The organism is Porphyromonas sp. oral taxon 278 str. W7784, from assembly GCF_000467855.2.
Taxonomy (GTDB): Bacteria; Bacteroidota; Bacteroidia; order Bacteroidales; family Porphyromonadaceae; genus Porphyromonas.
On record NZ_KI259241.1, the window covers coordinates 124,480 to 131,607 of the forward strand.

At 55.2% G+C, this 7,128-nt stretch carries 6 protein-coding genes; 3 read left to right on the plus strand and 3 right to left on the minus strand.

Translation table 11 applies throughout. From position 1 onward, the window contains the following. Window positions 1-129: 129 nt before the first annotated feature. The 3 genes from pth (at window position 130) to HMPREF1556_RS05735 (ending at window position 3,058) form a co-directional block, all read left to right on the plus strand. Window positions 130-693 carry an aminoacyl-tRNA hydrolase gene (gene pth / locus HMPREF1556_RS05725; protein WP_021667397.1) on the plus strand — a complete coding sequence of 188 codons (564 nt, stop codon included), beginning with the start codon at window positions 130-132 and terminating at the stop codon, window positions 691-693. A gap of 59 nt (window positions 694-752) precedes the next feature. Further along, complete coding sequence (locus HMPREF1556_RS05730; RefSeq protein WP_021667398.1) at window positions 753-1,130, plus strand: RidA family protein; 378 nt, start codon at window positions 753-755, stop codon at window positions 1,128-1,130. Window positions 1,131-1,240: 110 nt separating this feature from the next. After that, the gene (locus tag HMPREF1556_RS05735) at window positions 1,241-3,058 is read left to right on the plus strand and encodes an LTA synthase family protein (RefSeq protein WP_021667399.1); all 1,818 of its coding nucleotides are present in this window, start codon (window positions 1,241-1,243) and stop codon (window positions 3,056-3,058) included. Between the two features lie 666 nt (window positions 3,059-3,724). On the opposite strand, the gene HMPREF1556_RS05740 is transcribed toward HMPREF1556_RS05735, so the two are convergent. From HMPREF1556_RS05740 to HMPREF1556_RS05750, 3 genes are all read right to left on the minus strand, one after another. Next, window positions 3,725-4,537: a Rossmann-like and DUF2520 domain-containing protein gene (locus HMPREF1556_RS05740; protein WP_021667400.1), complete on the minus strand. Its 813-nt coding sequence runs from the start codon at window positions 4,535-4,537 to the stop codon at window positions 3,725-3,727. Further along, window positions 4,534-5,184, minus strand: coding sequence for a nitroreductase family protein (locus tag HMPREF1556_RS05745; protein WP_021667401.1), 651 nt, complete (start codon window positions 5,182-5,184; stop codon window positions 4,534-4,536). Before HMPREF1556_RS05745 ends, HMPREF1556_RS05740 begins: the two co-directional genes overlap by 4 nt. 641 nt (window positions 5,185-5,825) lie before the next feature. Beyond that, window positions 5,826-7,128 (minus strand): FRG domain-containing protein (locus HMPREF1556_RS05750; RefSeq protein WP_021667403.1); only part of this gene is annotated, 1,303 nt, incomplete at its 5' end.

Genomic DNA, 7,128 nt, shown 5'->3' on the forward strand with positions numbered 1-7,128 from the left:
CGCATCGACGACCTACCGTAGGTCTCTTTTTCACCCCTTCGGAGCGCCTCCGAAGTCGCTCATCTAGGCGACACCTCGAAATTCCGTATCTTCGCACTGCACAACGCTATTGCACGACAAGACAACTCTATGAAATACCTCATCGTAGGCCTAGGGAATATCGGCGCTGAATATGCTCAGACACGCCACAACATCGGCTTCCGTGTAGCCGACGCCCTAGCAGAGCGCCTCGGAGTGCGCTTCGAGACGAAGCGCTACGGCGACGTAGCTGTGGGGCGAGTGAAGAATGCTCAGCTCGTCATCCTCAAGCCCTCCACTTATATGAACCTCAGTGGCGAGGCCGTACGCTACTGGATGAGCACGGAGAAGATACCCATCGAGCGCGTACTGGTCATAGTCGATGATCTGGCTCTGCCCTTCGGCGCTCTCCGACTCAAGACCAAGGGCAGCGACGCTGGACACAATGGGCTCAAGAACATCGCTCAGCTCCTCGGCTCACAGGCCTATGCCCGCCTACGCTTCGGTATCGGCAACGATTATCCCCAGGGAGCTCAGATCAACTATGTACTCGGCGCCTTCTCCAGCGAAGAATCAGCCGAACTGCCCCAGCGGATCGATACCTTCTGCGACGCCGCCATCGCCTTCTGCCTCGAGGGCGCTAGCTCGGCGATGAACCGCTTCAACTCCAAGTGACCTCGCCCCTCATCCGATCATCACTCTAATACTCATCACATAAACTACTCCTCACACGCATGAAGAAAGTCATCGCTACCAACCAAGCTCCTGCAGCTATCGGTCCCTACAGTCAGGCCATCCTCTCTGGGGACATGCTCTTCGCCTCTGGCCAGCTAGGCATCGACCCCGCCACGGGCGAATTCCCCGAAGGCGTCACGGCGCAGACCGAACAGGTCTTCCGCAACATCAAGGCCATCCTCTCCGAAGCGGGCTTCACCATCGATCAGGTCGTCAAGACCACCTGCTTCCTGGCGGATATGGGGGACTTCGCTGCCATGAACGCTGTCTATGAGCAGCAGTTCACGGGCGCCTTCCCTGCACGCTCGGCCTTCGCCGTCAAGACCCTTCCCAAGAATGGCCTCGTGGAGATCGAGGTCATCGCTGTACGTGGCTAAGCCCTAGAGCTACGTATCCTCAAGAGACACACAGACGGCACACACCTCCCGTAGCAGGAGGCTGTGCCGTCTGCCTCATATCTACTCGCTCCTTCGCTATCCTACCCTAGATGAAGCCTCGTCTCCTCTACCTCCTTCGGCTGATCCTTGTGCTCCTCTTGAGCTTCCTCCTGCAGAAGCTACTCTTCCTACTCCTCACTCCAGGCGATGGAGGAGTAGGGCTGGGGGATGCGCTCGCCGTCCTGTACCACGGGCTGAGTCTCGACCTGTCGGTCCTAGGGTATCTCCTCGTCGTACCGCTCATCCTCCTTGCGCTGAGCTTCCTCGTGAAGCACTTCCCAGCGAGGCGAATACTATACCCCTATCATCTCCTCGTAGCACTGCTCAGTGGGATCGTGACCATCGTCGACCTGCGACTCTACCCCTTCTGGGGCTTCAAGCTCGATGCATCGGTCTTCCTCTACCTCGACAGCCCAGGCGAGGCCTTCGCTAGCGTTAGTCTTGGCTTCATACTCGCCAATGTCTTCCTCATCGCTCTGTGGTCAGCTCTCCTCTTCTTCGCCCTTGGGTGGAGGCTGGAGCAGTCTTGGCCTTCAGTCAAGAGGGGCTGGATACCTGCGCTGGGGACACTCGTGCTCCTTGCGCCGACCTTCCTCCTCATCCGAGGCGGAGTGAGCCAAGCCACGGCCAATGTCGGGCAGGTGTACTTCAGCGATCGTCAGTACCTCAATCACGCAGCGGTCAACCCCATCTTCAGCCTCTTCTCTTCGCTGGGGAAGACCGAGGACTTCGGATCGGAATACAACTTCTACTCTGATACCGAACTAGCCCAACTCACCGCAGACCTCTTCCCCACCGAAGCACCAAGTCTAGATACCCTCCTCACTACTCGCCGACCGAATATCCTCGTCATCATCATGGAGAGCTTCGGGGCTCGCTACATCGGTGCTCTAGGAGGAATGGCGGAGGTCAGCCCACACTTCGACCGGCTCGCTAAGGAGGGTATCCTCTTCTCCTCGTGCTATGCTAATAGCTTCCGCACCGACCGAGGGGTCCTCTCGACACTCAGTGGTTACCCCAGCTTCCCCACGCACTCGGTGATGAAGCTCCCCGCTAAGATCCGTAGCCTCTCCGCCCTGAGTGGAGAGCTGAGGAAGCAGGGCTACTCCACGGACTTCCTCTACGGAGGAGATGCCAACTTCACCAACATGAAGGGCTATCTCCTGGGCTCGGGCTACCAGCGAGTCACCGACGAGAAGGACCTCGACAAGCGACTCCCTCGCACCAACTGGGGTGTACCCGACGGAGTAACCTTCGACTACCTTTACAGGGAGATCCTACGCCAGCCTACCGATAGGCCTTGGCATAAGGGCTTCTTGACCCTAAGCAGTCATGAGCCCTTCGATGTACCCTACAAGCGCCTTGCCTCGCCTATACCCAACGCCTTCGCCTATCTGGATGAAAGCCTGGGGACATTCATCGAGCGTCTGAAGAAGACTCCACAGTGGAAGGACCTCTTGATTATCTGCCTAGCGGATCATGGCTTCTCCGACCGAGACAGCGACGACCGCAATGGCACCGCAGTGCATCACATCCCACTCCTTTGGCTGGGGGGCGCTGTGCGCAGTCCTCGTGTCATCCCCAAGCTCATGAACCAGTCCGACCTCGTGGCGACCCTCCTTGCACAGCTGGGTCTCCCCTACGAGGACTTCCCCTTCAGCAGGAATGTACTAGCACCGAACTATACGAAGCCCTTTGCCTACTATACCTTCAACGACGGCTTCGGCTTCATCGATCCCACAGGGAGCACCGTCGTGGACAACGTAAGTGGTCGTGTCCTCGAGGACGCACCTACCCCTTCCCCACTACGCCAGCGTCTGGGCCGTGCCCTCCTACAGATGACCCACGACGACCTAGCACGACGCTAAGCCTTCACAGCACAGACCGCTACAAACGACGAGGGTCGCACGCCTGCTCACGGCAGGCATGCGACCCTTGCGCATCACCCCACTTCTTCGAAGGGATCATAGGATAAGGACGGGGGGATATATAAATCAGAAAGCGTGTGGCTCGATGCCGAAGCAATCTAACCACACGCCTAATGTAGGTCCTCGGTGATCACACCCTACCACACTACGAACACCAAACGCAATCTTCCCGTAACCCAGAAGGTATGATTCCTAAGAGACCTGGCGGCCGTCTCCCGACGCCCAAGGCAATATGTCATTGTCTTTGTACTGTGATAACACTACCCATAGAGGGTATTGTTCACTGTAGCGGGTACAAAAGTAAAGAAATTTATTTAAATGAGTCCCTTTTCCTGCTAAGACGCCGAGATTAGTCCCCATCCTCCACGAGAATGATTCACTACACTGTAAGCTCCAGGGCACCAAATGTCCTCGGTCGGGCTCTGTAAGTGGGTTTTCTGCACCTCACAGGTAGAAGGGATCGATCGAGATCACACTTCTTCCCCCCCGAAGTACCCTAAGGAAAGCCTTCCCTTACGATAGATGGGCTTCGTCCTAATCGAAGGTAGATTAGGAGGCTTCCACACTATCCTCATCCTGGTCCCAGCGCTTCTTTGGGAGGGAAAGCTACCTACGCTCCGAGCGCTCTCGGATCTGACGAGACAGGAGCGAGTAGAGGTGCTCCAGCTCAGGCTCCGACGCTAGGAAGCACTCGTGCCTACGGAGCGTCCGTTCGTCTCCCCGCCGTGCAGGTCCCGTCTGCGCCTCCCGTGCTGGGAGGGTATGGAGCTTAGCCGTCATCTCGTCGATGAGCGGTAGGAGGGCTTTCTCCGGCAGGCCATGTCGGGTCAGGAGCTCTTCGGCGACGGCGATCAAGTGATTGGAGAAGTTGCAAGCAAAGACAGCCCCCAGATGGAGCACGAGGCGCTGCTGGCTCGTCGCACGAGCTACCGACCGGCTCAGCAGTTCGCCTAGCCGAAGGATACGCCCTTCTGCCTCGGAGTCCGTCCCTTCGACGTAAAGGGGCACTTCGGAGAAGTCCAGCGCCTTCCCCTTGGAGAAGGTCTGGAGAGGATACAGAACACCTGCAGGTCGGTGCACTTCAGCCAAGTCATCCAAGGAGGTTGATCCCGAGGTATGCACCCAGAGTCCACGAACCCGCCCCGCCAGCTCCTTAGCCAGCGGGATCAGGGCATCATCGGGCACAGCGAAGATATACCACTCGGCATCGAGGTCAAGCTCCTCCAGAGATCCGACAGCGCTGATCCCTTCGCCCAGCTCCTGAGCCAGCGCCCGAGCCGAACGGCCCCCAGGGCTGTAGATCTGGGTGAGGTGCACTGCGGACGAAGCTGAGGCAATAAGTGCTCGCCCCAGATGCGTCGCTACATTCCCCGCCCCAAGCAGGACGAGGCGCTCCGGAGTCCCTTCGCTCAAACTCATTCCTTCGGTGCTTCGGTCTCCTCGAGCTCTGGGTAGCGCTCGATGTGGATCTTCTCCCACTTCAGCGATTCTGTGGGGCGTGGAGCAGCGTCGCTTGCCTTATGACCAATGGCCAGGATACAGAAGACCTCCAGCTGGTAAGGGATCCCAAGGAGATTGCGCACATATTCCGAAGATTCCTGCCCATTCCCCGTGTAGCACCCGTAGGCATCTGCCCAGCAGGAGCCCAGCCCCAAAGCCTCGGCCTGTAGCTGGATGTAGCCTGCCGCCAGCGAAGCATCAGCTATCCATCGCTCGCACTCCATCGGGGAGCCAAGGATGACGATCCCCAGCGGTACCTGCTGGAGGAAGAGCGCCCCACTCTCACGCATATGGCTGAGGCGATCAAGCATCTCCCGCTGCTCGATGAGGATGAACTGCGTCGTATGCTTATTCTTCGACGAAGGGGCACGAAGACCCGCCTCCAGCAGGATCTGCACCTCTTCACCCGTCAGCGGAGTATCGACGAACTTTCGGATGGATCGGCGGGAATAGATCGCAGGGAGCAAGCGGGGCTCATTGCTTTCCTCTAGGAGTTCCTTCCCTAGGTTTTTGATTTCGTCGAGTAGATGTTCGCCTTCACGGCGCAAGGATTGGTCTTTGGTCATATCTGTCGATGTATTTATGGGCACAAAGGTACGAAGACTTCGCACACCCCGCCCTCGTCTCTCACCCCGCCAAGCCCTCCTCCAGCAGCTCATCGAAGTGCTCTTCCCACCACGACAGCGCAAGTAGAAGGCTCCGAATCCTCTAATTCTCTTTAATCGTATAAAATTAAAGAGTTTTATAGCCTTCACTAAGACCTTGGAGGAAGACCGAGCATCTCCTCCCTCCCCGCTTCGCCTTCCCTGAGACAGATAAACACAGGCGAAAAAGACCACCAAAGAACAGGCATCCCTAATACGCCCTTTGCACGAGGGGAAAGCCCCTACCTTCAGAAGGGCTAAAAAACGACCTACGGTAGGTCGTAGAAAAAACCTACTGTGGGTCGTCTCACCGACCTACGGTAGGTCGCATCGACGACCTACCGTAGGGTCCTTTTTGCCTCTCCCCAAGTCCCCTCCCCGCTCAAGCTAAACAGCCCCTCCAAACACTCGCAGGCAAAGGCTCTCCACCATCCGCCCCTTCCCCCTAAAAAAGCGATGCGGTGACCAGCCATTGCTGGTCACCGCATCGTCGTCTGAGGGACTAAGTCTAAAGCTGCGACTTTAACCTAGAGCAAAGAGCTCTGCGAGGTGGCTGTCTCTCATTAAAGCTTGTACTTCTTCTTCAGCTCCTTCGCATACTGCTCTATGCCTGGGTAGATATAAGACTCTGTTATACCTAGGTGCGCCAACTCCTCAAGGAGCTTCGTTTTCTTCTCCTTCGGGACAACAAACTTTCTCTTAATCCATTCGGATGGGATCTCTGCATGTACTCCCTTTGTCAAATATGCCTTCCCCTCAGCATTGTCTCCTTCTTTCCTCAGATTAAGTCCAAGACCAAATACTAAAAAAGCCCCCATCTGATTAGTAATACGCTGATTTCCATTCTTTGTTTTGACAAAGAAGAGACTACTCAAGGTGTCAGGCTGTATGCTAGGAAGGAAATGAGGCTTCTCCACTTTAATCTGCTCACACAAGCGAGCTATATCAGGCTGTTTATTAAAATCCTCCACTGAAGGAGTACTAGCAGAGCATTGCTCTGAAATCTTACACTTCGCAAGATTAGTCAATACAGAGACTGCATCGCTATCATAATGCTTCACCCTATTCTCAGGCGCAGTGAATGAGTAAATGACTCCATCCTTAGCTCTAGCTTTTACCCCCTCCTCTGCTCCAAGCTTAGCGGAAGAGTCTGCTACAAAAAGAGCTACATTCAAGACAGACGAATCTGTCATTGGTTCATCTAAAAGCGCAGCAAGAGCTCCACCTGCAGCATGAAGAGCAGTAGCAGAGGAAGCACCTGCTAGCGCACCTGCCATGTAGGCTATTCTTATCATAAGATTAGCCTCCTTCCTAGTAAAATCCCTAGCTCTAGGATCATTCAGAATAATACCCAAAACATGCTCCCCTGCTATCTGCATACCTGCAGAAATACCAGCATTAACATCACCAACCGACTGGCAGGCAAAATATAGAGCAACGAGGGGGTTAGTGGTCATATCGAGGAGGCGAGTAGGTAAGCCATAGTGCTGCATTTGTACGAGATAATCTAAGGCTGACTTACACTCAGAGAAGCTCTGAGGCTCATGCGCCACCATATCTCGGAACAATAAATGCTCTTTCTCCACCCCATTCGGCGTCCTAAAGATAGAGGGAAGAAGCTCCCAATCCCTATCAGCATGACCTCGGTAGAAGATCTCGGTACCTTCCTCTTTATCAAGCTGGACAATCTTCTCTATAAACTCTGAAACAGAATTTATCCGGACCTCTTCCACCTGCATAGAAGGGGCAGCAACTGCATTCGTGCTATTAGACTCAATTCCTTTGCTCATCGTGTTGGGATTATGTTCTTGGTGGAATTCCTTTGCACTCGGTTCTATAAAAAGAAGGGCGGTAATAGCTATGCTA

What these genes read in the sequence shown, in the direction of transcription:
- pth (WP_021667397.1), top strand. Translation starts at nt 130, where the DNA reads ATGAAATACCTCATCGTAGGCCTAGGGAATATCGGCGCTGAATATGCT.
- HMPREF1556_RS05730 (WP_021667398.1), top strand. Translation starts at nt 753, where the DNA reads ATGAAGAAAGTCATCGCTACCAACCAAGCTCCTGCAGCTATCGGTCCC.
- HMPREF1556_RS05735 (WP_021667399.1), top strand. Translation starts at nt 1,241, where the DNA reads ATGAAGCCTCGTCTCCTCTACCTCCTTCGGCTGATCCTTGTGCTCCTC.
- HMPREF1556_RS05740 (WP_021667400.1), bottom strand. Translation starts at nt 4,537, where the DNA reads ATGAGTTTGAGCGAAGGGACTCCGGAGCGCCTCGTCCTGCTTGGGGCG.
- HMPREF1556_RS05745 (WP_021667401.1), bottom strand. Translation starts at nt 5,184, where the DNA reads ATGACCAAAGACCAATCCTTGCGCCGTGAAGGCGAACATCTACTCGAC.